The organism is Arenimonas sp. (assembly GCF_047602345.1).
In the GTDB taxonomy this organism is placed as follows: domain Bacteria; phylum Pseudomonadota; class Gammaproteobacteria; order Xanthomonadales; family Xanthomonadaceae; genus Arenimonas.
Genome location: NZ_JASGHN010000001.1, coordinates 106,894 through 130,251 on the forward strand (window position 1 = coordinate 106,894; position 23,358 = coordinate 130,251).

Sequence of the window (23,358 nt, forward strand, 5' to 3'; positions counted from 1 at the left end):
AGAGCGGCCCTCACTTGAGAACCGTTCTCATCTTTTCGCCTTTGTGCCAAACTGCCGTCATGCCGTCGTTTTCAGCCGCCAGCCTGATCCCGCTGCTCGCCGCGCTCGCCTATCTCGCGGCGAGCGCGCGCTTGATGCGCGCGCTGCGCGGCGACCTGCCGTCGCATCGGCCGGAAGCCTGGCTGGTGCTGCCCGCGCTGTTCCTGCATGCCGCCACGCACGGCATGGGCTGGATGCGGCTCAATGCACCCGACCTGCATTTTTTCGCGGCTTTGTCGCTGGTCGGATTGGGCATGGCCGCACTGAGCACGATCGCCGCGCAAGGCCAACGCCTCGCGGCACTCGGCGTCATCACCTATCCGCTCGCAGCGGCCTTTCTCCTTCTCTATCACTTCGTCGGACATGGCGCGCCCTCCGATAGCGATTGGCGCGTGCAGTTGCATGCGCTGCTCGCACTGCTGGCGTACGCGACATTGGCGGTTTCGGCGCTGATCGCCTTGATGTTGTGGTTCCAGGAAAAAGCGCTGCGCAAGCGCCAGATCCACGGTTGGCTTCGCGCATTGCCGCCGCTGACGCAACTGGAAATACTGCTGTTCCGTTCGCTCGGCGCCGGCTTCGTCTTGCTGACGCTGGCCTTGATCACCGGCGTGCTGTTCGTCCAGGACCTGTTGCAGCAGCACCTCTGGCACAAGACGGTGCTGTCGATCCTCAGTTGGCTGGTACTCCTGGTCCTGCTGTTCGGTCGTTGGCGCTACGGTTGGCGCGGGCGACGCGCGGTGAAACTGACGCTGATCGCGATGACACTGCTGGCCTTGGCCTTCTTCGGCAGCCAGGCGGTGCTGGAACTGGTGCTTCGCCGCGGGTCGTAATGCGCTGGCATCTAGGCCGTAGGGCCCGATGACGTCCAGCCTATTCAGCTAAGGCCGCTGAGCGCCTAGTGTTGACATCTACCTAGCCACCTGGCCATCGCGATGTTCAAGTTCCTGCGCCGATCTTTCTTCGTCCTCGCCTCCCTGCTGGCCCTCGTCGTCGCCTGGGACGTACTGACGTACGACGCCAAGGCCTGGCAAGCCGACTATTCGCGCCTCAAGCAGGACATGGCCCAGGGCTATGCCAACCTCGACTGGATCGTCGAACAACGCAAGCTCGACCTGCCCCGGCTCGACCGCGAGACCAGCGCGGCAATCGACAACGCGCACTCCCGTGTCCGCGCCTTCCTGGCGATCCGCCGCTTCATCAAGGCCTTCAGGGATCCGCATTTCCGCCTGAAGATCGGCGATCGCCCGATAGACGAAAACGCGCAACTGGTGACGGCCTCGAGCCTTGCCGCCGAAGCCACGGACGACAGCGAGTCCATCGATCCTCCTGCCGGTGCCGATTGTGCCGCTGCCGGCTACGAAGAAGAGGATCACGCCTTTGATTTCCCCTTCGATCGCATCGAGGGTTTCCAGACCGTGAGCGGCGGCAACTTCCCTACCGCGTTGATCGGCAGGATCGGCGTGCTGCGCATCGCCCAGTTCGGCGAAGACCGTTATCTCGGCGAATGCACGCAAGCGTTCAAAGCAGGCATTGGCTCCTATGCGTTGCGATTGGCCGTGCGTGCCCGCTTGCAGGCGGAGCTGACGACGAAGATCAGAGCGCTGCAGGAGAAGGGCGCGACGCGACTGCTGATCGACCTGAGCGGCAACGGCGGTGGTACCGAATGGGTGTCGGAAGCCATCGTACTGATGACCGACAAGCCGATGTCGCGACAGAACGCGCGCCTCATCGACGCGCGCTGCGATCGCAGCGGCGTCTGGCGCGGAGAGAAGCCCTGCCCTGTTCTGGAACCCGTCGGAGAACGCGCGACCCTGCAAGGCCAAGGGGTCTGGACCGGCCCGGTAACGATCCTGGTCGACGGCAATACGGGCTCGGCATCCGAGGATTTCGTCGCCTGGTTGCAACAGAACGGCATCGCGACGGTGATCGGCGAACGCACGGCAGGCGCGGGTTGCGGCTACATCAACGGCGGCACGCGCACGCAGTTCCGCGCCAGCCCGTTCGACGCGAGAATGCCGAACTGCGCGCGTTACCTCGACAACGGACGCAACGAGATCGAAGGGCTGGCGCCCGACGTCGAATTGCCGATGCGATCGGACGATGCGCTGGCGAAAGCCAATGCGTTGGCCGCCGCGCTGCGGGATGCCCGCACGGCCGGTAGGTAAGGCGCCTATTCCTCGCGCGCGTTCAAGGCTTCGGACAAGCGCTCGACGCCGATCACTTCCATTTCGCCGATGCGCCCTTTCTTCGGCGCATTGGCCTTGGGAACGATGGCGCGGCGGAACCCATGCGTCGCCGCTTCCTTCAGGCGTTCCTCGCCGTTGGGTACCGGTCGTATCTCGCCGGACAAGCCGACCTCGCCGAACGCGACGGTCTTGTCCGGCAAGGGACGGTCGCGCAGCGAGCTGAGCACCGCCAGCAGTACCGGGAGATCGGCCGCCGTCTCCTGCACGCGGATGCCGCCGACGACGTTCACGAACACGTCCTGGTCGTACACGCCGACGCCGCCATGCCGGTGCAGCACCGCCAACAGCATCGCCAGGCGATTCTGCTCCAGGCCCAGGGTCACGCGGCGCGGGTTCGCCAGCGGGCTCTGATCGACCAGAGCCTGCACTTCCACCAGCAGGGGCCGCGTGCCCTCGCGCGTGACCATCACCGCGCTGCCGGGCGTGGGTCCATTCGAGCCGGAAAGGAAAATCGCCGAAGGGTTCGGCACCTCTTTCAATCCCTTGTCGGACATCGCGAAAACGCCGAGCTCGTTCACCGCGCCGAACCGATTCTTGAAGGCGCGCAGCACGCGGAATCGACTACCGGCCTCGCCTTCGAAATACAGCACGGCATCGACCATGTGCTCGAGAACGCGAGGTCCGGCGATACCACCCTCCTTCGTCACATGCCCCACCAGGAAAACCGACGTGCCGGTTTCCTTCGCGTAGCGCACCAGTCGCGCCGCGCTCTCCCTCACCTGGCTCACCGAACCCGGTGCCGCTGTCAGCAATTCGGACCATAGGGTCTGGATCGAATCGGCGACGATGAGCTTAGGCCTGGCCTGCGCTGCCTGCGCCAAGATCCTTTCGACGCCGGTTTCCGCCAATGCCTGCAGCCCTTCGACATCGAGGCCGAGACGGGTCGCGCGCCCGGCGACCTGCGCCAGGCTTTCTTCGCCGGTGACGTAGAGCGCCGGCAGCTTCCTGCCCATCGAGGCCAAGGCCTGCAGCAGCAATGTTGACTTGCCGATGCCCGGGTCGCCGCCGACGAGCACCACCGAGCCTTCGACCAATCCGCCGCCGAGCACGCGGTCGAGCTCGCCGATGCCGGTGCCGACGCGGACTTCCTCCGCCTGTCCCACCTGCTTCAGGTCGACGATGCGCGCGGAATCGACGCGACCGGCATAGCCCGTCGCGCGTGCGTTCGTCTTGGCAGCATTCGCGGGTTCGACCACGATCTCGGAAAGCGTGTTCCAGGCCCCGCACTCGCCGCACTGGCCCTGCCACTTGTTGTGGTCGGCGCCGCATTCGGCGCAGACATAGGCCGTTTTCGCCTTGGCCACTCAAACTTCTCCGTTTGCCCGCACTGGTTCGTGCCGATGATCCTGCCTCCCGCGCGCAGCGCCTGAGACAGGAAACGATCGCATCACGCCCTCAGCCTTTTCGCGAATTCGTCCGAGGACATCGGCCGACCCAGCCAGAAACCCTGCCCCTGGTCGCAGCCGCGCTCGCGCAGCACCGCATGCTGCCCTTCGTTCTCGATGCCTTCGGCCACGACCGTGATGCCTAGCGAATGCGCCATCGCGATGATGGCGGTGGTCAGGGCCAGGTCATCCGGATCGCGGATGACATCGGCGACGAAGCTGCGGTCGATCTTCACGCCGTCCACCGGCACGCGGCGCAAATGGCTCAATCCGGAAAAACCGGTACCGAAATCGTCGAGCCAGACTTTCACGCCGGTCGCGCGCACGCGCGACAACAGGGCGCTCGCCTGCAGCTCGTCGCCGAGCACGGCTGTTTCGGTCAGCTCCAGGTGCAACTGCGCCGGCGACAGGCCGGAACTGCGCAAGGCATGACCGACGACGTCGGGGAGTTCGCCGCTGCGCAACTGCCTCGGCGAAATGTTCACGGAAACGAAAGGTTGATCGCCGTTCTCCGACCAGGCCGAAGCGTCGCGGCACGCCTGCTCGAGCACGAAACGCCCGAGCATTTCGATCAGGCCGCTCTGTTCGGCGACTTCGATGAAGACCGAAGGCGGAACCATGCCCAGGCGCGGATGCTGCCAGCGCAGCAACGCTTCGGCCCCGGTGATGCGATCGTCGGCGAGGTGGTACAGGGGCTGATAGGCGATGCTGAGTTCGTCGCGATCGATCGCGCCGCGCAGATCCTGCTCCAGCTGCACGCGGCGCTCCACCGCCTGGTCCATCGCGCGGCTATAGAAGCGATAGCAGTTCTTGCCGGCGACCTTGGCCTGGTACATGGCGATGTCGGCGTTCTTCAGCAACTGCCCGGCGTGATTGGCGTCGAAGGGGAACAGCGTGATGCCGACCGACGCCCCGAGGAAAACCTGCTTGCCCTGCAGCAACAGCGGCCGTTCGATCTCTTCGATCAGCGCTTCGGCCAGTTTCGCCGACGCAGCGCGGATATCGTCGGCCCGGTACAGCACGATGAATTCATCGCCGCCGAATCGGGCGATGTCGGAGGCCTGCGCACCGAATCGTTCCAGCGTCAGGCGCACGCGCACGGACAGCTGGCTCAATACTTCGTCGCCCGCTTCGTGTCCCAACGTATCGTTCACGCGCTTGAAATCATCGAGGTCGACGAACAACAGCGCCAGTTCGCCACTGCTGGCCTGCAAGGTCAGCAGGCGGTCGTCCAGCGTTTCGCGAAACGCCAGACGGTTGGCCAGGCCGGTGAGCGGATCGGTGTAGGCCAGGCGCCGGATCTCGCGATCGTGACGGACCAGGCCGGCGTTCATGCGCTTGAACGCACGCGCCAGTTCGCCGATCTCGTCTTCGCGGCTTTCGTCCAGCGCCGCAGGCAGGTCCGCGCCGGGGCCGCGCTCGCCCATGGCCTGGGCCAGCGTGCGGATGGGCGAAAGGACGCGCCATTCGAGCGCGATCACGGCGATGCCACCGAGCAGGACCAAGCCGAGCAACAGGCCGAGCAACCAGCGATGGTGCTCCTCGCTGGCTTCGCGCAGTCGCGCATTGATCGGCTGCAGGATGGCGATTTCCGCCGCGCCGGGACGACGACTTACCATGCCGACGCGCACGCCGCCGATGCGTTCGGCGCCGGCCAGCACCGGCGCCGAGGCGTCGAGCAGCTTGTCGGTCCATTGCAGTTTCAGCCCGCTGGAGGCCAGCACGGCATCGGCGAGCGGGTCGACCATCGGCTGGCCGACATGGCTGCCGTCGCCACCATCGTCGACGATGTGCCCGCGGCGATCGTAGACGATCACGTAGGCCACGTCCGGCTGGTGCAGGGTGGCGCGAACGATCGGCGCGATGCGTTCGCGGTCCGCATCGGCCAGCGGCGTGGCGACATTGCGCGCGAACTGCTGCGCGAGCTGTTCGCCGCGACGCTGCAGGCTGTCGCGAGCCAGCTCGCCGACGGCTTCGTTCGACAGCGTCAGCACTTCACGATGGGTCGTTTCTTCGCCGCTGGAGAAGGCGGCCACGACGCCGAGCACGGCAAGCATGACGAGCGCGAGCATCGCCAGCAGCTGCCCGCGCAGCCCGAGACGCATCTTCATGGGCAGTACGGATTCCGCCGCATCGTGGTAGGTGTTCCGGGGGGACGAGCGGCAAGCCTAACCGAAGCGCCCGACGCACGCACCGGTACGGACGGCTCAGGAATCGCTCGGCTTGCGCAGGAGGCGTTGGGTATCGGAGAAAATGCCGCGCAGGATGCGAAGTTCGCGGGGATCGGGTCGGGCGCGCTGGAACAGCCGGCGCAGGCGCTGCAGCACGATGTCCGGCGTCTTGCCCTTGTGGAAGTCGATCTCACGCAACAGTTCGGCGAGATGCGCGAAGAAGGCCTCCAACTGCTCGTGCGAAGCCGGAAGTTCATCGATCGTCGTCGCCCTGTCCGCTTCCGCCGGCGCGTGCTCAAGGGCGGCCACGCGCAACTCATAGGCCAATACCTGTACGGCCGCAGCCAGGTTCAGGGAACTGTAGTCGGGGTTCGCGGGAATGCTCACCGACGCGTGGCAAAGCTGCAGCTCTTCGTTCTCCAGCCCGGTGCGCTCGCGACCGAAGACCAGGGCCACCTGTCCCGAGGCCTGTTCCTGCACCAGTCGCAGGGCCGCTTCGCGCGGCGAATATTCCGGAATGGGCACGGTGCGCCGGCGCGCGGTGGTCGCGACGACGAGGCTGCAGTCGGCGAGCGCGTCTTCCAGGCGCTCATGCACCACGGCGTTATCGAGAACGTCGGCTGCGCCGGCCGCCAAGGCGACCGCCTCGGGATGCGGAAATCGCTGCGGCGACACCAGCACGAGACGACCGAGACCCATCGTCTTCATGGCGCGGGCGGCCGAACCGATGTTGCCGGGATGCTGCGTGCCGACGAGGACGATGCGGAGTTGGTCGTGCATGCCGCCATTTTAACCGCCCCGAGGGGTCTGGAGTCCGGGCTCGGCGAGGCCTCTGCTATCATGGCGCCCGCGCGGGCTCTGACCCGGCACGGTTCTTCATCCAACTCAGCGCAAACAGACTTCCGACCCCGGGACGGGCACCATGCAGAAACCTGTCGTCAATGTCATGGTCAAGGCGGCCCGCCAGGCGGGTTCCGTGATCCTGCGGCATATCAGCAAGCTCGACAGCCTCAGCGTGGTCGAGAAGAGCCGCCAGGACTACGCCAGCGAAGTCGATGCCGCCGCCGAGAAGGAAATCATCAAAGAGCTGCGCAGGGCTTACCCCGATTTCGCCATCCTCGCCGAGGAATCCGGCGCGATGGGCAAGGGTCGGCAAACCTTCGTCGTCGATCCGCTCGACGGCACCTCGAACTACCTGCGCGGTTTCCCGCATTTCTGCGTCTCGATCGCCCTGGTCGAGAACGGCGAACCGACCGATGGCGTCATCTACGATCCCCTGCGCAACGAACTTTTCACCGCCAGCAAAGGCGCCGGCGCCCTGCTCAACGACAAGAAGCTGCGCATCGGCGAACGCAAGGACTTGGTCGGGAGCCAGCTGATCACCGGCTTTCCGCCGCGCGAGCGCGCCCGCCTGGCGCCGCACCTCGACGCCATCCGCGCGTTGATGACCGAGCACCAGGCCGAGGACATCCGTCGCACCGGTTCGGCGGCGCTTGACCTGGCTTACGTGGCCTGCGGCCGCGCCGATGCGTATTTCGAAGCGGGCGTGAAGGCCTGGGACATCGCCGCGGGCATGCTGCTGGTGCGCGAAGCCGGCGGTCGCGTCTGCGACTTCCGCGGCCGGGGCGAAAAGTTGCTGGACGGCGGCCAGATGGTCGCCGGCAACCTGAAGATCTGCGACGCGCTGCAGAAGGCGATCGTGCAATCGGGTTACGCTTCCGCCTTCGACTGACGCGTCGCCAGCGACGCAAAGAAAAAGCCGCGCATACGCGCGGCTTTTTTGTTCCGTACAACCGTCCCGGTCAGGGTCGACGCTCGAGTTCCGCGTCGACCTTGGCTTTCGGCAACAGGTCCTGCTTGGTCACGCCGAGCAGCATCAACAGCGGGCAGGCCACGAAGATCGAGGACAGCGTGCCGATGACGATGCCGATGATCTGCGATTCGGCCATGCCCTTGAGCGAGCTGCCGCCGTAGATGTACAGCGCCACCACCGTCAGCAAGGCCACGAAGGACGTGATGATCGTGCGCGACAGGGTCTGGTTGACCGAACGGTTCAGCACTTCCGCCGCCGACAGCTTATGCAGGTTGCGGAAGTTCTCGCGGACGCGGTCGAAGACCACGATGGTGTCGTTGATCGAGTAGCCCATGACCGACAACACGCCGGCCAGCACGGCCAGGTCGAACTCGTGCCCGGTGACGGCGAACCAGCCGGCGACCAGCAGCACGTCGTGCAGGGTGGCGATGATCGCGGCGACGGCGAACTTCCATTCGAAGCGCGCCCAGACGTAGAACAGGAAGCCGAGCACCACGAAGACGCCGGCGTAGATGCCGTTCTCGGCCAGTTCCTTGCCGATCTGCGGACCGACGTAGCCGCTGTACATGATGCGGCCGGGGTTCTCGCTGCTGTTGAGCGTGGCGAGGATGCGCTGCGCGGCGGCGGCCGAGTTGTCGCTGTTCTGCCCCGCTTCCGGGCGAATGCGCACGGCGATCTCGTTGCCGCTGCCGAAGGTCTGCACCGTGACGCCTTCGAAACCGGCCGCCGTCAGTTTGCTGCGCGCCGCCTCCACGTCCACCTGCTTCTCGAAACGCAGCTCGGCCGAGGTGCCGCCGGTGAAGTCGAGGGCATAGTTGAAGCCCTTGACCGCCAGCGCACCGATGGCGACGAACATGATGAGCGCCGCCAGGCCCAGGGAAATCGAGCGCAGGCGCATGAAGTTGAAGTTGCTGTCGTGCGGGAAAAGTTCCACGTCTACGGCTCCGGACGAATCAGATCGAGATCTTGGCCAGCTTGCGACGGCGGCCGTAGATCAGGGTGGCGAAGCCGCGCGACACCGACACGGCGGTGTACATCGAGGTCAGGATGCCGATGATGAGGGTGATGCCGAAGCCGCGGATCGGGCCGGATCCGAACACCGCCATCGCGATGCCGCCCAACAGCGCCGTCACGTTGGCGTCGGCGATCGTGCCGGAGGCCTTGTCGTAACCGGCGGCAATGCTGGCCAGGGGCGAATTGCCGGACCGCAACTCTTCTCGTATTCGTTCGTTGATCAGCACGTTGGCGTCCACCGACATGCCGACGGTCAAGGCGATGCCGGCGAAGCCGGGCAGCGTCAGGGTGGCGCCGAGCAAGGACATCACCGCGACCACCAGCAACAGGTTCAGCAACAGCGCGATATTGGTGACGATGCCGAACATCTTGTAGTAGACGACGAAGAACACCATCACGAAGCCGAACGAATACAGGACGGCCTGCACGCCACGGCGGATGTTCTCGGCGCCGAGCGTCGGGCCGATCACGCGCTGCTCGACGATGTCGACCGGCGCGGCCAGCGCGCCCGCCTTCAACTGCCTTGCCAGGTTGGTGGCCTCTTCCTGCGACAGACCGGTGGTCTGGAAATCCTTGCCGAAGACGCCCTGGATGGTCGAGGCGCTGATGACGCGCTCGGTGATCTGGGTCGTGCGTTTCTTGCTGCCGTCGGGTTGTTCTTCGGTGAACGACGTGCGCTCGATATAGACGATGCCCATGCGCTTGCCGACGTTTTCCAGCGTGTGCTTGAACATGCGATTGCCGCCCGCGTTGTTCAGCTTGATGCTGACGCTCGGCTCGCCGGTGGTGGGATCGCGCTGCGGCGTGGCGTCGACCAGCTCATCGCCGGAAACGAGCAATCGCTTCGACAACATGATCGGCGAGCCGTAAACGCTGTCGTTGTAGACGCGCGCATCCGGCGGCACCGTACCGTCGCGCTGGGCTTCGGCGGCGTTGCCTTCGACCACGGCACGGAACTCCAGCGTGGCGGTGCCACCCAGCATGTCGCGCGCCTTGGTCATGTCCTGCACGCCGGGCAGTTCGACCACGATGCGATTGCTGCCCTGGCGCTGGATGATCGGCTCGGCCACGCCGAGATTGTTCACGCGGTTGCGCAACACGATCACGTTCTGTTCGATCGCCTTGGTAGCGATCTCCTGTACGCGCTGGGCCGACAGGGTGCCGCGCAGCATCCTCGGGTCGGAATCCACCGTCGAGAAACTGAGCTCAGGAACCTGCGGCGAGAGCAGGGACAGCGCCTTGTTGCGGTCGGCAGCGTTGCTGAGCAGGACGCGAATGCCCTGCGGATCGCGGCTGACGTCGCTGTAGCGGATGTCCTTTTCGCGCAGGCTGCCGCGGATGTTGTCCACGAAGGCGTTTTCGGCTTTCTCGCGAGCCGCCTTCTGGTCGACTTCCATCAGGAAGTGCACGCCGCCCTGCAGGTCGAGGCCCAGGCTCATCGGCTCGGCGCCGATCGAGCGCAACCAGGCCGGCACGGTCGAAGCGAGGTTCATCGCCACCGAATGCGTCTTGTTGAGCTCGTCGTTGAGGTCGTCCGCCGCCTGGGTTTGATGATCGCTGTCGCCCAGACGGACGATGACACTCTTGTCCTCGATCGCGACCGACTTGTAGGGGATGTTCTTCGCCTTGAGCATGCCCTGCACCTGGGCCACCAAGGCCTCGTCGGGCACGGCGCCTTTCTGCGGCGTTACCTGCACCGCCGGGTCGGACGGATACAGGTTGGGCATGGCGTACAAGGCGCTGGCCAGCAGCACCAGGAACATGACGACGAATTTCCAGCGGGCGAATTCAAGCATGGCGAAAACCGCTTAGGCCGAAGCCGTGACTGTTACGGGTGGGGACGGCTCAGGCCGACTTCAACGTGCCCTTGGGCAGCACGGCGGCAATGGCGCCCTTCTGCAGCTTGACGACGACGCCGCTGGCGATCTCGACGCCGATGAAGTTCTCGCCGATCTCCTCGACGCGACCGGCGATGCCGCCGTTGGTGATGACCTCGTCGCCCTTGGCGAGTTTGGCCAGCATCTCGCGATGCTGCTTCTGGCGGCGCATCTGCGGCCAGATCATCAGGAAGAACATGCCCGCCATGACGACGGCGAAGAACAGGAAACTGGGCATGGGGCTGGCGGCGCCGGGGGCGGCGCTCTGGGCGGCGGCCGGGGAGATCAGAAAATCGAGCAGGGACATGGACTTGGGGATCCGTCGAATGAGTCAAAGCGGGCGATTATGCCACAGGCCAGCCCGACCGGGCCCGGCGGGGCTGCCTGCTCAGACGCATTCCAGCCCCAAAGGTTCGCCCCGGCGAGCGCTGGGCTCAGGCCTCACCCCGCTCCCGTTCGGCGTAGAAAGCGGCGCGGAATTCCTCGAAACGCCAGGCCTCGATCGCCGCCCGGATATCCCGCATCAGGCGCTGGTAGTAGTGCAGGTTGTGGATCGTCGCCAGCATCGAGGCCAGGATTTCGTTGCAACGGTCCAGGTGCCGCATGTAGGCACGGGTGAAACCCTGGGCGCAGGCGTGGCACTCGCAACCGGGTTCGATCGGCCGAAGGTCCTTCTCGTAGCGCGCATTGCGGATGCGCACCTGCCCGAAACGGGTGAAGTAGTGGCCGTTGCGCGCGTTGCGGGTCGGCATCACGCAATCGAACATGTCGATGCCGCGCGCGACCGCCTCGACGATGTCCTCGGGCTTGCCGACGCCCATCAGGTAGCGCGGCTTGTCCTCGGGCAGTTGCGGGCAGATCGCCTCCAGCGTGGCTTCGCGTTCGGCGGCGGGCTCGCCCACCGCCAGTCCGCCGACGGCATAACCGTCGAAGCCGATCGCCTGGAGACCTTCGGCGGAACGAGTGCGCAATTCGGGATAAGTACCGCCCTGCACGATGCCGAACAGGGCGGCATCGTTGCCTTCGTGCGCGGCTTTGGATCTCGCCGCCCAGCGCAACGACAGCTCCATCGAATCGCGCGCCTGCTTTTCCGTAGCCGGATACGGCGTGCATTCGTCGAAGATCATCACGATGTCCGAGCCGAGCGCGCGCTGGATGTTCATGCTCTCTTCGGGGCCGATGAAGACTTTCGAGCCGTCCACCGGCGAGGCGAACGTGACGCCCTGCTCGGTGATCTTGCGGCGCTTGGCCAGGGACCAGACCTGGAAGCCGCCGGAGTCGGTCAGGATCGGGCGGTTCCAGCCGGTGAAACGATGCAGGCCTTCGTGCGCGGCGATGACATCGAGCCCAGGGCGCAAGTAAAGGTGGAAGGTGTTGCCGAGGATGATCTCGGCGCCGATGGCCTCGATGTCGATCGGCTTCATTGCCTTCACCGTACCGTACGTCCCCACGGGCATGAAAGTCGGTGTTTCGATCGTGCCGCGGGGGAAATGCAGGCGCCCGCGCCGCGCGATGCCGTCCTGGCCGAGTTTTTCGAATCGCATCCGGCTCATAGCGTCGCCTCGGGGAATAACAGCATGGCATCGCCATAGGAAAAGAATCGGTAGCGTTCGCGCACTGCGTGCGCATAGGCCGCGAGCATGCGTTCGCGCCCGGCGAAGGCCGACACCAGCATCAGCAGGGTGCTCTCGGGCAAGTGGAAGTTGGTCACCATCGCATCGACCGAACGGATGCGGTAACCGGGGAAGATGAAGATCTGCGTGTCGCCGGCGAAAGGTTTCGGCGCGCCGCCCTGCATCGCCGTCTCCAGCGCGCGCACGACGGTCGTGCCCACCGCTATCACGCGACCGCCTTCCGCACGCGTGCGCGCCATGCGCGCGCAGAGTTCGGCGCCGACATTGAGCCATTCGCGATGCATGACATGCTCGCCGATCGCTTCGGCCCGCATCGGCTGGAAGGTCCCTGCGCCGACATGCAAAGTGACGTGGCCGAACTCCACGCCTTTCTCGCGCAGGGACGACAGCAGCGGTTCGTCGAAATGCAGGCCGGCGGTCGGCGCCGCCACGGCGCCGGTATGGCGGGCGAATACGGTCTGGTAGCGTTCGTCGTCGCCGATGTCGGCCTCGCGCGAGATGTACGGCGGCAAGGGCATGCGGCCCGCGCGCAGCAACACCTTCTCCAGCGGCTCATCGGTCTCGAAACGCAGCCGGTAGAACTCGCCATCGCGGCCGAGCACGGTGACCTGCGTACCTTCGTCGAGTTCGATGCGCGATCCGGGTTTCGGCGACTTGCTCGCGCCGATCTGGGCACGCGCCTCATGCGCGCCGGCGATGCGCTCGAGCAGGATCTCGACCCGCCCGCCGCTCTCCTTCTTGCCGAACAACCGGGCGGGAATGACGCGGGTGTCGTTGAACACGAGCATGTCGCCCGCGCGCAGGAACTCCGGCAGGTCGCGAACGCCGCGATCGGCGAACGGGCCCGGCACCGGCGGCACAACCAGCATGCGGCTGGCCGAACGTTCCGGCAGCGGCGCCTGGGCGATGAGCTCGGGCGGCAGGTCGAAATGGAAGTCTGACTTCTTCAAGCGCGATGGCGACGTACGGATCGGATCCGGGGCGCGCATTATCCGGCCTGGCGGCGCAGGCAACAAACCGGCGCGCGGATCCTGCCCTAGAGCAGTCCTTTCGCGCGCGCCGTCCGGTAGGCCTCGATGCGGTTGGCCGCGCCGAGTTTGCCGATGGCTTCGGAGAGATAGTTGCGCACCGTGCCCTGCGAGAGATTCAGGCGTTCGGCGATCTCGGCGCTCTTCACGCCCTCGCCCGCCAGCCTGAGCACCTGCCGTTCGCGTTCCGTCAGCGGATCGTCCTCGCTCCAGGCCGCCACCGCCAGCTGCGGATCGATCGCGCGGCCACCGGCATGCACCTGGCGCAAGGCCGCCGCCAGCTGCTCCGATGGCGCGTCCTTCAACAGATAGCCGCGCACGCCAATATCGAGCGCGCGACGCAGGTAGCCGGCACGCGCGAAAGTCGTCAGGATCACCACGCGCGTAGGCAGGTTCGCGTCGCGCACGCGTTGCGCCAGTTCCAGCCCGGTCAGCCAGGGCATCTCGATATCGGTGACCAGCAGGTCCGGCGTCTGCGCCTGCACGGCTTTCCAGGCGGCTTCGCCATCGCCAGCTTCGGCGATCACGTCGAAACCGCCCTCGATGCGCAGCAGCGCTGCCAGCGCCCCGCGCACCATGGCCTGATCCTCGGCGAGCACGATGCGGATCACGCGGATTGCCCCCCGGGTGCGGCGATGCTCAGGCGGGTTCCACCGCCCGAAGGACTTTCGATTTCGAGCGAACCACCAATGGCGGCGATGCGTTCGCGCATTCCCTGCAGTCCATTTCCCTGGCGCGCGACGCCGCCGCGACCGTCGTCGGCGATCGTCAACACGATACGGTCGTCGCGGCGACCGAGCTCGACATCCACGCGCCGTGCGCTGGCATGGCGCAGTATGTTCGTGACGGCTTCGCGCAGCGCCATCGCCAACGCCTGTTCGAGCTTGCCGTCGAGTTCGATCGGCGCCAATCGGTGATCGAAACGGATATCGGCCGACAACAGCGCCAAGCGCGCCGCCGCCACTTCGGCCTCGAACTCGGCTGCGCGCGTGCCGGCGACGGCCTCGCGCACCTGCGTCAGCGCCTGGCGCGCAACGGCTTCGACTTCGCGAATCTGTTCGCGTGCGGCAGCCGGATCGCGGTCGAGCAGCTTGCCGGCTAGTTCGCTCTTCAGCGCTACCACGGACAGGGTATGGCCGAGCAGGTCGTGCAAGTCGCGACCGATGCGCTCACGCTCGGCCACCGTGGCGAGGCGCCGCACTTCGTCCTGCGTCAGTCGCAATTCGGCATTGCGCGTAGCGCGGGCACGAGAGAACAGGATGCCGGCGACGACCATCGTCCCGATCACCGCCGTGATCGCCAGCGAACCGAAAGCGAAAGTCTTCGGCCAGGCAAGCAACAGGCACTCGCCGATCATCAGCAACAGGTAGGCGCCGCACAGAAGGATGGTCGTGCGCACCGACAAGGCCACGGCCGCCATCGCCATCGCGTAGATCAAAAAGGTGTTGCCGCCCGGATTGAAGGGCAACAAGGCGAACCCTATCGCGGCGACGAACAGGGACAGCCAAAGATTGCGCAGGTCGTTGTAGCGATACGAAAGGAAATAGGCCGGGATGAACAACACCACGGCCACGGCCGTCGCGATGACGGCCGAACTCGAGGTTCTCGACGAGAACAGCAGCGGCACGCAGGGGAACAGCAGGTAGCTCAGGCCGAACCACGGCGTCGCGTGCAGATCCTGGGCGTCGCGCACGCCGAGATTCTTGCCGGTCTTTTCCTGGTCTGACGTCATGCGCGAACCTTAGCCGATCCCGCCCTGTTTGGCGCGCGCGTCAATGCGCGCGCAGCCTTCGGGCGGCGAAGAAGAGCAGCACCGCGGTCATCGCCAGCAGGACGCCGAAGTGCTGCAGGTAGTTGACGCCCTGCGCCTGCCCGACCACGCCCAGCGCGATCCGGCTCAGATGCCAGGCCGGCCACAACACCGCCAGTTTCTGCACGATCTGCGGGAAGATCATCAAGGGAATCCACAAACCCGACAGGATCGACATCGGCAGATAGACCAGATTGACGACCGCGGCAGCCGACTGGCCTTTCACCAGGGTTCCGATCAGCAGGCCGAGGGCGCAGAAAGGCAGGGTGCCGATCAACAGCGAACCGGCGAGCTTCAACCACGCGACCGGAGAAATCTGCACGCCGCCGAAACCGATCGCCGCCGTACTCAGCAGCAGGATGATGACCAGGGCGAATACCAGGCTCATCGCCAGTTTGGCGAAGAAGTACGCGCCCGTCGGCATCGGCGATACGCGCTTGAGCTCCAGCCAACCCTGCTGCCTTTCGATGGCGAGGCCGACGCCGAAACCGAACAGGGCCGGACCGATCACGCCGAACACGCCATAGGTCGCGAGCAAATAGGTAGCCTTGTCCAACTCGCCCCAGCGCCCCGGCAGGACGATGCCGAACATCACGTAGAACACCAGCGGAAAGGCCAACGAGGGCGCGACGAAACTCGGCGTGCGCCATAGGCGCAGCAGTTCGGCGGCCGCTTCCGCCAGATAGATGCGGACCATCGACGGCGCGCGGAGGTCGGGTGCGTGGCGGACGGCGAGGCTCATGCGGCTTTCTCCTGTTGCTTGTCTCCATGGGTACCGGTCAGCGACAGGAAGGCGTCTTCCAGGTTCACGGTGCGGACATCGATGTCGCTCAGTTGCGGGTCCTGTGCGATCCACCGGCGCAGCAATGCATCGGCGTCGTCGCTGAGAATCTCGACACGGCCTTCCGACAGGCTGGCCTGGCGCACTTCCGGCCACGACGAAATCGATGCCAGGTCCAGGGAACTGCGGGCGCGGATGCGCTTGCCCGATGCCTGCGACTTGATCTGCTCCGGGGTGCCTTCGGCCAGCTTGCGGCCACCGGCGACCAGCACGATGCGATCGGCCAGCGCGTCGGCCTCCTCCAGATAGTGCGTCGTCAGCACGATGCCCGTGCCCTGCTCGCGCAGACGGCGCAGCACCGTCCAGAAGCCGCGGCGCGATTCGACGTCCAGGCCCACCGTCGGCTCGTCGACGAACAGCAAGGCCGGATTGCCGCAGATGGCCAGCGCGAACTGCACGCGGCGCTGCTGGCCGCCGGACAGCGCGCTGTAGGGGCGTTTGGCCAGATCGCTCAGGCCGGCCAGTTCCAGCGTTTCCGCGACCGGACGCGGGCTTGGGTAATAGGTCGAAAACAGGCGGACATGTTCGGCCACCCGCAGGTTTTCGGGCAGGCCGCCTTCCTGGAGCATCACGCCCAGGCCGCGACGGATCGCCGCATCGCGCGGATCGCCGCCGAAGACGCTGACTTCGCCTTCGTCCGGCGCCAGCCGGCCGGTCAGCAGACCGAGCGTCGTCGTCTTGCCGGCGCCGTTGGCGCCGAGCAAGGCCAGCACCTCGCCCGCGCGGACCTCCAGATCCATGCCGCTGAGGGCGCGGAGCTTGCCATAGGACTTGCTGGCGCCGCGCAGCGTCGCCAAGGGTGCGTCGGGGCGTGGTTTCGGGTGGGTCGTCATGGGCACTCCTCCTGTGTGCCGCCACTTTCACGCCCGTCGGCCATGGCCAACAGTGGTGCCTGTCAGCGATCTGGTCTGACACCTGTCACCTGCTCCCGCGCTGGCGGCGGGGATTCAAACGGCCGGGGGTTACGCCGGCCCTTGCGGGGTGGTAATATCCGCACTAAGTAATTGTTTTTAATTGAATTCGACCTGAGCGCGGGCCGTCCCGCGTTTTTTCATTTCAGGTCCCGGAGAACGCCATGAACCTGATCGACATCCTCAAGCCCCTGCGCGCCCACGGCGGCAGCGTCCGCACCGTCGGCCTCGACGACGTCACCCTGCTTCGCCTTGCCGAGCGCTTTCCCGAACTGACCGATGCCGCGCGTGCCGCCGTCGCCCAGTACGAAGCGATCAAGGGCGAGTTCGCCGACGTGCTCGAACTGGACGAGCAGGCGCAGATCAAGGCCGTGCAGTCGGGCTTCGTCAACTTCTACGACGAAGACGCCGTCAGCCCCTACGTCGCCCTCGCCGCCCGCGGCCCTTGGGTGATCACGCTGAAGGGCCGCGTCATGCACGACTCCGGCGGCTACGGCATGCTCGGCTTCGGCCACACGCCGGCCAACATCATCGAGACGATGAGCCAGCCGCAGGTGATGGCGAACGTGATGGGCCCGAGCCTGTCGCAGCTGCGCGTCGCCCGCGCGCTGCGCAAGGAAATCGGCCACACCCGCGGCCAGTGCCCGTACGCGCGTTTCCTCGCGCTGAACTCGGGTTCGGAATCGGTTTCGCTGGCCTGCCGCATCGCCGACGTCAACGCCAAGCTGCACACCGACGCCGGCGGCCCGCACGCCGGCCGCACGATCAAGCGCCTCGCGGTCAAGGGCGCGTTCCACGGCCGCACCGAACGTCCGGCGGTTTATTCCGATTCCAGCCGCAAGGCCTACAGCCAGCACCTGGCCAGCTTCCGCAACGAGACCAGCCTGATCACGATCGAGCCGTATTCGATCGAGCAGCTCAAGCAGGCTTTCGCCGATGCCGATGCCAACGGCTGGTTCATCGAAGCGATGTTCCTCGAGCCGGTGATGGGCGAAGGCGACCCGGGTCGCGCCGTGCCGCCGGCGTTCTACGCCGCCGCGCGCGAATTGACCAAGGCGCATGGCGCCCTGCTGCTGGTCGATTCGATCCAGGCCGGCCTGCGCGCGCATGGCGTGCTGTCGATCGTCGACTATCCCGGCTTCGAAGGCCTGGAAGCGCCCGACATGGAGACCTATTCGAAAGCGCTCAACGGCGGTCAGTACCCGCTGTCCGTGCTCGCCGTGACCGAACGCACCGCGGGCCTGTACCGCAAAGGCGTCTACGGCAACACGATGACGACCAACCCGCGTGCGATGGACGTCGCGTCGATCGTACTCGGCGCGCTGACGCCGGAACTGCGCGCCAATATCCGCGCCAAGGGCAAGGAGTTCGTCGACAAGCTCAACAAGCTCAAGGACGAACTCGGCGGCGCCATCACCAAGGTGCAGGGCACCGGCCTGCTGTTCTCCTGCGAACTCGACCCGAGCTACAAGTGCTACGGCACCGGCTCGACCGAGGAATACATGCGCGAGCGCGGCATCGGCGTCATTCATGGCGGCACCAATTCGCTGCGCTTCACCCCGCATTTCGCCATCACCAGCGAGGAAGTGGACCTGGTGATCGAACACGTGCGCCATGCTGTGCTGAACGGCCCGCGCAAATCGCAGGCCGCGGCGGCCTGAACCCGGACGGAGGATGGATCGATGATCGTTCTGCGCGACAAGGAAGACGGACGCGAAATCGGCGCCATCAGCGAAGCGCAGCTGAAGATGCTGGTCGACGCCTTCGAGGAAGAAAGCAGCCGCGACCAGGACTATTACGTGGATGGCGCGACGCTCGATTACCTGGCCGAGCAGACGCCGGGCTCGGAAGAACTGGTGTCCCTGCTGCGCAACGCCCTCGGCACCCGCGAAGGCATGGACATCGCCTGGCAGCGGCAGTAAACGGCAGGCCGACGCCGATGCGAAGACGAGGCCGGAGCGATCCGGCCTTTCTTTTTGCCGCAAGGTAGACTGTCGCCATGTCCCTGCGCCGAAAACTCGCCGAACACGGCTTCGAATCCAACGACGATTACGAGCACGTACTGCGCTGCCTGTTCGGGCAACCGCCGTCGCAGTTGCGCGTGCTGCATGTGGACGGCGCCGGCGGGCGGCGCAAGACCGCGTTCGCCCAAGCCTTGGGGCGCGCGCTCGAATTCGAGCAGGTGCTGTATCACGACTTCAGCGCACCGGAACCGATAGCGGTGGCCGTGCCTATCGTGCTGGAAGACGGCAGCGAAGGCCCGAACGAGCCGCCGCTATCGGCGTTCGAGCGCACGATGAGCGAGGCCTGCGCCTATTCCGAAGCCTCGCGGACCTTCCTCGTGCTCGACCAGCTGCAGGGCGCGCATTTCTCCGACCAGGCGAGGCTTTACCGGTTCGCGATGGAACGCGAATGGAGCAACGCGACCGGCACCGTGGCGGTGAACCCGCGCAACTTCGTGCTGGCGCTGATCTCCGAGCAACCGCTTTACCATTCGCTGGCGAAATGCAGCTTCCGCGTCTGGACCGATGCGCAACGCGCTTACCTGGACTATCGTCCGGCCGATTTCGGGCTGGGGCCGGAAGCGCAGGGCTTGTTCGCGGCGATCGCGGAAGTGTTCGGCGAGCTGCGCGCCACACCGACCGCGAGCGAGTACGAACACTTCCTGTCGGACCTGCGGCAGTTCGCCCGCAGCGAGGAGCAGATCCGGCAAAGCCTGTTCGGGCGCGTCGAAAGCGTCGACCGCGCCCATCTTTACGCGCCGGAGCTCGCTGCGCCGCTGCGACGCCTGCTGGTCGAGCTGGAGCGCCTGCTCGGCGCCGAGGAAATCGGCCTGGACGAGGCCTGAAAAGCCATCAGGGCGCGGGCGCGCCCTGCTGGAAGTAGCCGTAGATGGCCAGCACCGCCATCGCCAGCATCGGCAACCAGGTGAAAGCCATACCGAGCAGACGCCCACCGGGCAAGCCGCTCTTGCTGCTGACGGCGAAGGCGTGCAGCGCGCGCGAGGCGACGAACACGCCGCCGAAGGTATGGATCAGGCGCGCGTCGTAACCGTTGAGCTCCAGTCCGCCCAGCAACAGCAGAGCCAGCGGCATGTGCTCGGCCGCGTTGCCGTGCGCACGCATGCGCCGGAGCATTTCGCTGTCGCCGCCGTCGCCGAGGTCGATCTTCTGGCGAAAACGCCAGGCCGCGACGCGCACCGAAAGCAGCAGCACCAGCAGCACGCACAACCCGGTGTAGAACATCGTGACCATGGCGCGCCCTTATTCCGCGATTTCGATCGCGCTGGCGACGATCTGCCATTCGCGCGGCGCGACTTCCTTGCCGCCGGCATCCTCACTCAGGTGCTTGGCTTCCTTCGCGCTCATTTCGATCGGCGACAGCACGCCATAGACAGTGGCCGTTCCCTTCGCATCCTTCGGCACGACGAAGGCATGGTCCTTCGTGCGCACGCGCGCGGCCTTGCCTTCGGATTCGATGATCAGCCAGCAGCCTTCCTTCTGGCAGACCTGGGTGATGCGGCCGACGAACTTGCCGGTCCGTTCGCCGGCATCGGGGGCCGAAACCGCCGCGCCGATGTCGGTGGCGACGCCATCGGGCATCTTGTCGCCGAAGTTGGCCGCGGACGCGGCGGCGGAAACGAGCAGGAGCAGGCAGGAAGCGATCAGCTTTTTCATCGATAAGTCCTCAGGCAGCCAAAGGCAGGCCATGCAGCGCTGCCGTTTCGTGGTGGGTGGAAAAACGCCCCTTGTCGTCGCAGCGCACGTCCGCCATCGCGCAATCGACATCGTGGGTGAAATACAGTCGCACGCCGCGGGCGAGCTTGTCTTCGAGAAAGCGGCGCTTCTCGTCGATCAGCATTTCCGGATAACGGTCGTAACCCATCGTCACCGGCAGATGAACCCAGGGACGGCCCGGGATCAAGTCGGCGCAGAAAACAACGCCTTCTCGCCCGTCCGGACCAACGATTTCGCCCAGCATCAGCCCGGGCGTATGCCCTTCGCTGTAGTGGAAGCGCACCGCATCGCCGAGCGCGATGCTGCGATCGCCGTGCACGACCTCGAGCCGGCCGCTCTGTTCGAGCAGCGGCGCCAGTTCCGGAATGAAACTGGCGCGGTCGCGCGGATGCGGGTGGCGCGCGCGCTCCCAGCAACCGGCACTGACCACGTAAGTGGCGTTGGGGAAAGCAGCTGCAATGGCGCATCGGGCCGCCATTGCGACAGCAGGCCGCCGGCATGGTCAAAGTGCAGGTGCGAGAGCACGACGACGTCGATGTCCTCATGCGAAAACCCGGATTCCGCCAGCGAATCGAGCAGGACATGGCGCTCTTCGACCACGCCGAAGCGCTCGCGCATCTTCGGCTCGAAAAACGCGCCGATTCCGGTTTCGAACAACACGCGCTTGCCGGCCAAGCCATCGACCAGCAAGGCGCGGCAGGCCAGCGGTATGCGGTTCTCGCCGTCGGGCGCGATCCATTTTTCCCACATCGCGCGCGGCACGTTGCCGAACATCGCGCCACCGTCGAGCTTCTGCGAATTGCCGATGATCGAATGCAGTTTCATCGCTTCTTCTCCGCGTTCGCCGACTGCACGACGCCGGCACCGACAGGATTGCGCGGATCGGCCCCGGCGTGCATGGCGCCACTGGCCCGGTCCCAATCCACCGACTGCATCAGGACCACCGGCCCACCGCCCGTCGCGAGCCGGTGACCCATCGCTTCCAATGCCTTCACGGTTTCCGCCGGCAGGGCATCCTTCTCGTGGAAGATCGTGTCGGGCAGGTATTGGTGATGGTAGCGCGGCAAGGCGACGATCCGGCTGGAATCCAGACCCTGTTCGATGCCGAGCACGCCGAGCAGCACGCCGGTGATGATGCGGCTGCCGCCTTTCGCGCCCAGGACCGCGACGCGATCCTTGCCGATCATGAATGTCGGCGTCATCGAGCTGAGCATGCGCTTGCGCGGAGCGACCGCGTTGGCGTCGTACCCCATCACGCCGTAGGCGTTCGGCGTGCCGGGGCGCAGCGCGAAATCGTCCATCTGGTCGTTGAGCAGGAATCCCGCGACGACCAGGCCGGAGCCGAACGACAGGTTCACCGTCTGCGTCGCGGAAACGTAGTTGCCTTCGTCGTCGATGATGGAGAAATGCGTCGTGTTGACGCTGTCCTTCGGTGCCGGACCGCCTGGCAGCATGTCGCTGGGCGTGGCCTTGTCGGGCATGATGCCGGCGCGCAAGCCGGCCGCGTAGTCGTCGCTGGTCAAGCGCGCGATCGGCATCGTCGTGAAATCCGGATCGCCCAGATAGAGCGTGCGATCGCGATACGCACGCCGCATGGCCTCGACGACGATGTGCACGCGATGGGCTTCGTCGAGTTTCGCCAGATCCCAGCCTTCCAGCATCTGCAGGATCTCGGCCAGCGCCACGCCGCCCGAGGAAGGCGGCGGCGAAGTCACGATGTCCCAATCGCGGTACTTGAAGCGGATCGGCTCGCGCTCCACGACGCGATAGCCGGCGAGATCGTCTTCGGTCCATTCGACGCCGTCGGCGCGCACCGCGTCCAGCATCGCCTTGCCGACTTCGCCGCGATAGAAACCGTCGCTGCCCTTCTGCGCCAGCAATTCCAGCGTGCGCGCAAGCGCGGGCTGCTTAAGCGACTCGCCCACCTTGGGCGCGTCGCCGTCGGCCAGGTAAACCGCACGCGTCGACGCATAGCGTTCCATCACTTGGCTGCGTTCGAGGTACTGGTCGGCGATGCGGGCGTACACAGGAAAGCCCTCGCGCGCGATGCGGATCGCCGGCGCCAGCGATACCGACAGGGGAAGACGCCCGTATTTCTTCGAGATATGCACCAGTCCGGCGGGCAAGCCCGGAATACCGGCCGATGCCGCGCCGTTCTCGGCCTTGTCGCGATCGAGCTCGCCCTTGGCGTCGAGATAGAACGCCGGCGATGCGGACGCCGGTGCGACTTCGCGCGCATCGACGAAGACCTGCTTGCCGGTCTTCGCATCGTTCAGAAGGAAGAATCCGCCGCCGCCGATGCCGGAACTGACCGGCTCGACGACCGACAGGGTGGCCGATACGGCGATGGCCGCATCGAAGGCATTGCCGCCCTTGGCAAGAATCTCCTGCCCTGCTTCGGTGGCGAGCCGATGCGCCGAGGCGATCGCCGCGCCTGGCGGACGGGCCGGGCGCGGGGGCTCCTTGGCGAAAGCGGTCGCGGCGCACAGCGCCAGGACGAAACAGGCCAGCCATGCGGCGGCGACGCGCTCGGGGGCGCCTTGCGAAATCCGGGGCTTCATGCCGACTCTTCCTGCAGGCGCAGCAGTTTGGCGAGCAACTGTTGCTCGTTCTCGGGATGCGCCGGATCCTTGTCGATGCATTCGACGGGGCAGACGACGACGCATTGCGGCTCGTCGTGGTGACCGACGCACTCGGTGCAGCGCGCCGGGTCGATCACGTAGATGGTTTCGCCCTGCGCGATGGCCTGGTTCGGACAGGCGGGCTCGCAGACGTCGCAGTTGACGCAGATCTCGTTGATGCGAAGTGCCATGGGTAACGCGCCGCTCCGGCCACGTGGCCGGAGCGGCCGC

General features: G+C 65.9%; 22 protein-coding genes and 1 pseudogene. 6 read left to right on the plus strand and 17 right to left on the minus strand.

Annotated elements, in window-relative coordinates; all coding sequences use genetic code 11:
• Nucleotides 1-59: 59 nt before the first annotated feature.
• Both QM707_RS00580 and QM707_RS00585 read left to right on the plus strand, forming a co-directional pair.
• A complete protein-coding gene (locus QM707_RS00580; RefSeq protein ID WP_414999929.1) occupies nt 60-869 on the plus strand; it encodes an inner membrane protein YpjD in 810 nt (269 codons plus the stop codon).
• A 102-nt stretch (nt 870-971) separates the two neighbouring features.
• Nucleotides 972-2,204, plus strand: a complete 1,233-nt coding sequence (locus QM707_RS00585) for a S41 family peptidase (protein WP_414999930.1) — start codon at nt 972-974, stop codon at nt 2,202-2,204.
• Nucleotides 2,205-2,209: 5 nt separating this feature from the next.
• On the opposite strand, the gene radA is transcribed toward QM707_RS00585, so the two are convergent.
• From radA to QM707_RS00600, 3 genes are all read right to left on the minus strand, one after another.
• On the minus strand, nt 2,210-3,589 hold the full coding sequence (radA, locus tag QM707_RS00590) for a DNA repair protein RadA (RefSeq protein WP_414999931.1): 1,380 nt from the start codon (nt 3,587-3,589) through the stop codon (nt 2,210-2,212).
• Between the two features lie 83 nt (nt 3,590-3,672).
• Complete coding sequence (locus QM707_RS00595; RefSeq protein WP_414999932.1) at nt 3,673-5,781, minus strand: putative bifunctional diguanylate cyclase/phosphodiesterase; 2,109 nt, start codon at nt 5,779-5,781, stop codon at nt 3,673-3,675.
• A gap of 96 nt (nt 5,782-5,877) precedes the next feature.
• Nucleotides 5,878-6,621 (minus strand): RNA methyltransferase, encoded by a 744-nt coding sequence (locus QM707_RS00600; RefSeq protein ID WP_414999933.1) that lies wholly within the window; start codon nt 6,619-6,621, stop codon nt 5,878-5,880.
• 142 nt (nt 6,622-6,763) lie between these two features.
• Between QM707_RS00600 and QM707_RS00605 the strand changes: the two genes are divergently transcribed.
• Entirely contained in the window at nt 6,764-7,573 is an 810-nt protein-coding gene (locus QM707_RS00605; RefSeq protein WP_414999934.1) for an inositol monophosphatase family protein, read from the plus strand.
• Nucleotides 7,574-7,643: 70 nt separating this feature from the next.
• On the opposite strand, the gene secF is transcribed toward QM707_RS00605, so the two are convergent.
• The 9 genes from secF to QM707_RS00650 form a co-directional block, all read right to left on the minus strand.
• Nucleotides 7,644-8,552, minus strand: a complete 909-nt coding sequence (gene secF, locus QM707_RS00610; RefSeq protein ID WP_414999969.1) for a protein translocase subunit SecF — start codon at nt 8,550-8,552, stop codon at nt 7,644-7,646.
• A gap of 55 nt (nt 8,553-8,607) precedes the next feature.
• On the minus strand, nt 8,608-10,464 hold the full coding sequence (secD, locus tag QM707_RS00615) for a protein translocase subunit SecD (protein ID WP_414999935.1): 1,857 nt from the start codon (nt 10,462-10,464) through the stop codon (nt 8,608-8,610).
• A 49-nt stretch (nt 10,465-10,513) separates the two neighbouring features.
• Nucleotides 10,514-10,852, minus strand: a complete 339-nt coding sequence (gene yajC, locus QM707_RS00620; protein WP_414999936.1) for a preprotein translocase subunit YajC — start codon at nt 10,850-10,852, stop codon at nt 10,514-10,516.
• Nucleotides 10,853-10,979: 127 nt separating this feature from the next.
• The gene (tgt, locus tag QM707_RS00625) at nt 10,980-12,098 is read right to left on the minus strand and encodes a tRNA guanosine(34) transglycosylase Tgt (RefSeq protein ID WP_414999937.1); all 1,119 of its coding nucleotides are present in this window, start codon (nt 12,096-12,098) and stop codon (nt 10,980-10,982) included.
• Nucleotides 12,095-13,168: a tRNA preQ1(34) S-adenosylmethionine ribosyltransferase-isomerase QueA gene (queA, locus tag QM707_RS00630; protein ID WP_414999938.1), complete on the minus strand. Its 1,074-nt coding sequence runs from the start codon at nt 13,166-13,168 to the stop codon at nt 12,095-12,097. Before queA ends, tgt begins: the two co-directional genes overlap by 4 nt.
• Nucleotides 13,169-13,215: 47 nt before the next feature.
• The gene (locus QM707_RS00635) at nt 13,216-13,818 is read right to left on the minus strand and encodes a response regulator transcription factor (RefSeq protein ID WP_414999939.1); all 603 of its coding nucleotides are present in this window, start codon (nt 13,816-13,818) and stop codon (nt 13,216-13,218) included.
• Nucleotides 13,815-14,939 (minus strand): sensor histidine kinase, encoded by a 1,125-nt coding sequence (locus tag QM707_RS00640; RefSeq protein WP_414999940.1) that lies wholly within the window; start codon nt 14,937-14,939, stop codon nt 13,815-13,817. The genes QM707_RS00635 and QM707_RS00640 overlap by 4 nt, the downstream gene beginning before the upstream one ends.
• A gap of 40 nt (nt 14,940-14,979) precedes the next feature.
• A complete protein-coding gene (locus QM707_RS00645; RefSeq protein ID WP_414999941.1) occupies nt 14,980-15,759 on the minus strand; it encodes an ABC transporter permease in 780 nt (259 codons plus the stop codon).
• On the minus strand, nt 15,756-16,691 hold the full coding sequence (locus QM707_RS00650) for an ABC transporter ATP-binding protein (RefSeq protein ID WP_414999942.1): 936 nt from the start codon (nt 16,689-16,691) through the stop codon (nt 15,756-15,758). Before QM707_RS00650 ends, QM707_RS00645 begins: the two co-directional genes overlap by 4 nt.
• A gap of 242 nt (nt 16,692-16,933) precedes the next feature.
• Between QM707_RS00650 and QM707_RS00655 the strand changes: the two genes are divergently transcribed.
• From QM707_RS00655 to QM707_RS00665, 3 genes are all read left to right on the plus strand, one after another.
• Complete coding sequence (locus QM707_RS00655) at nt 16,934-18,430, plus strand: aminotransferase class III-fold pyridoxal phosphate-dependent enzyme (RefSeq protein WP_414999943.1); 1,497 nt, start codon at nt 16,934-16,936, stop codon at nt 18,428-18,430.
• 21 nt (nt 18,431-18,451) lie between these two features.
• Entirely contained in the window at nt 18,452-18,691 is a 240-nt protein-coding gene (locus QM707_RS00660) for a hypothetical protein (RefSeq protein WP_414999944.1), read from the plus strand.
• 77 nt (nt 18,692-18,768) lie between these two features.
• The gene (locus tag QM707_RS00665; protein ID WP_414999945.1) at nt 18,769-19,617 is read left to right on the plus strand and encodes a hypothetical protein; all 849 of its coding nucleotides are present in this window, start codon (nt 18,769-18,771) and stop codon (nt 19,615-19,617) included.
• Nucleotides 19,618-19,624: 7 nt separating this feature from the next.
• Here QM707_RS00665 and QM707_RS00670 read toward each other — a convergent pair whose 3' ends face one another.
• The 5 genes and pseudogenes from QM707_RS00670 to QM707_RS00690 form a co-directional block, all read right to left on the minus strand.
• Complete coding sequence (locus QM707_RS00670; RefSeq protein WP_414999946.1) at nt 19,625-20,023, minus strand: MAPEG family protein; 399 nt, start codon at nt 20,021-20,023, stop codon at nt 19,625-19,627.
• A gap of 9 nt (nt 20,024-20,032) precedes the next feature.
• Nucleotides 20,033-20,446 (minus strand): DUF4920 domain-containing protein, encoded by a 414-nt coding sequence (locus tag QM707_RS00675; protein WP_414999947.1) that lies wholly within the window; start codon nt 20,444-20,446, stop codon nt 20,033-20,035.
• A gap of 10 nt (nt 20,447-20,456) precedes the next feature.
• Nucleotides 20,457-21,331, minus strand: a pseudogene (locus tag QM707_RS00680) (MBL fold metallo-hydrolase).
• Nucleotides 21,328-23,067, minus strand: coding sequence for a gamma-glutamyltransferase (gene ggt, locus QM707_RS00685; RefSeq protein WP_414999948.1), 1,740 nt, complete (start codon nt 23,065-23,067; stop codon nt 21,328-21,330). Before ggt ends, QM707_RS00680 begins: the two are co-directional and overlap by 4 nt.
• Entirely contained in the window at nt 23,064-23,318 is a 255-nt protein-coding gene (locus tag QM707_RS00690) for a YfhL family 4Fe-4S dicluster ferredoxin (RefSeq protein WP_414999949.1), read from the minus strand. The genes ggt and QM707_RS00690 overlap by 4 nt, the downstream gene beginning before the upstream one ends.
• Between the last annotated feature and the right edge of the window lie 40 nt (nt 23,319-23,358).

Bases quoted from the DNA above. Each gene is read 5' to 3' on its own strand.
- QM707_RS00580 (WP_414999929.1), top strand. From the start codon at position 60: ATGCCGTCGTTTTCAGCCGCCAGCCTGATCCCGCTGCTCGCCGCGCTC.
- QM707_RS00585 (WP_414999930.1), top strand. From the start codon at position 972: ATGTTCAAGTTCCTGCGCCGATCTTTCTTCGTCCTCGCCTCCCTGCTG.
- QM707_RS00595 (WP_414999932.1), bottom strand. From the start codon at position 5,781: ATGAAGATGCGTCTCGGGCTGCGCGGGCAGCTGCTGGCGATGCTCGCG.
- QM707_RS00600 (WP_414999933.1), bottom strand. From the start codon at position 6,621: ATGCACGACCAACTCCGCATCGTCCTCGTCGGCACGCAGCATCCCGGC.
- QM707_RS00605 (WP_414999934.1), top strand. From the start codon at position 6,764: ATGCAGAAACCTGTCGTCAATGTCATGGTCAAGGCGGCCCGCCAGGCG.
- secF (WP_414999969.1), bottom strand. From the start codon at position 8,552: ATGCGCCTGCGCTCGATTTCCCTGGGCCTGGCGGCGCTCATCATGTTC.
- secD (WP_414999935.1), bottom strand. From the start codon at position 10,464: ATGCTTGAATTCGCCCGCTGGAAATTCGTCGTCATGTTCCTGGTGCTG.
- yajC (WP_414999936.1), bottom strand. From the start codon at position 10,852: ATGTCCCTGCTCGATTTTCTGATCTCCCCGGCCGCCGCCCAGAGCGCC.
- tgt (WP_414999937.1), bottom strand. From the start codon at position 12,098: ATGAGCCGGATGCGATTCGAAAAACTCGGCCAGGACGGCATCGCGCGG.
- queA (WP_414999938.1), bottom strand. From the start codon at position 13,168: ATGCGCGCCCCGGATCCGATCCGTACGTCGCCATCGCGCTTGAAGAAG.
- QM707_RS00640 (WP_414999940.1), bottom strand. From the start codon at position 14,939: ATGACGTCAGACCAGGAAAAGACCGGCAAGAATCTCGGCGTGCGCGAC.
- QM707_RS00645 (WP_414999941.1), bottom strand. From the start codon at position 15,759: ATGAGCCTCGCCGTCCGCCACGCACCCGACCTCCGCGCGCCGTCGATG.
- QM707_RS00650 (WP_414999942.1), bottom strand. From the start codon at position 16,691: ATGACGACCCACCCGAAACCACGCCCCGACGCACCCTTGGCGACGCTG.
- QM707_RS00655 (WP_414999943.1), top strand. From the start codon at position 16,934: ATGAACCTGATCGACATCCTCAAGCCCCTGCGCGCCCACGGCGGCAGC.
- QM707_RS00660 (WP_414999944.1), top strand. From the start codon at position 18,452: ATGATCGTTCTGCGCGACAAGGAAGACGGACGCGAAATCGGCGCCATC.
- QM707_RS00665 (WP_414999945.1), top strand. From the start codon at position 18,769: ATGTCCCTGCGCCGAAAACTCGCCGAACACGGCTTCGAATCCAACGAC.
- QM707_RS00670 (WP_414999946.1), bottom strand. From the start codon at position 20,023: ATGGTCACGATGTTCTACACCGGGTTGTGCGTGCTGCTGGTGCTGCTG.
- QM707_RS00675 (WP_414999947.1), bottom strand. From the start codon at position 20,446: ATGAAAAAGCTGATCGCTTCCTGCCTGCTCCTGCTCGTTTCCGCCGCC.
- ggt (WP_414999948.1), bottom strand. From the start codon at position 23,067: ATGAAGCCCCGGATTTCGCAAGGCGCCCCCGAGCGCGTCGCCGCCGCA.
- QM707_RS00690 (WP_414999949.1), bottom strand. From the start codon at position 23,318: ATGGCACTTCGCATCAACGAGATCTGCGTCAACTGCGACGTCTGCGAG.